The 427-nt window shown below is 71.0% G+C and carries 1 protein-coding gene; it reads left to right on the top strand.

Going from position 1 to position 427, the window contains the following annotated elements:
- Positions 1-228, top strand: a 228-nt coding sequence (groES, locus tag M3677_RS17515) for a co-chaperone GroES (protein ID WP_251161215.1), incomplete at its 5' end; no start/stop codon positions are given.
- Positions 229-427 lie beyond the last annotated feature (199 nt).

The raw sequence follows: 427 nt of genomic DNA, 5'->3' as shown, positions 1-427 counted from the left end.
GCCTCCGGTCTGGTCATCCCGGACACGGCCAAGGAGAAGCCCCAGGAGGGCACCGTCATCGCCGTCGGCCCCGGCCGCATCGACGACAACGGCAACCGCGTCCCCCTGGACGTCAACGTGGGCGACGTCGTCGTCTACTCGAAGTACGGCGGCACCGAGGTGCGCTACGCCGGCGAGGACTACCTCGTGCTCTCGGCCCGCGACCTGCTCGCCGTGGTCGTGAAGTGAGCTGAGCTCACCCCGCTCCACCTGACCGCCCCGGGCGACCCCGTTGCCGGGTCCCCGGGGCGTTCTGCGTCCCACCCCCAGAACCCCCGGATCGAAGAGGTCTCCATGCCCAAGATCATCCACTTCGACGAGGACGCCCGGCGTTCCCTCGAGCGCGGCGTCGACAAGCTGGCCGACGCCGTCCGCGTGACCCTCGGCC

Source organism: Curtobacterium sp. P97, from assembly GCF_023712445.1.
Taxonomy (GTDB): Bacteria; Actinomycetota; Actinomycetes; order Actinomycetales; family Microbacteriaceae; genus Curtobacterium.
The sequence above is the reverse complement of the archived record's forward strand: the minus strand, read 5'-3'. Positions and strand labels throughout refer to the sequence as shown.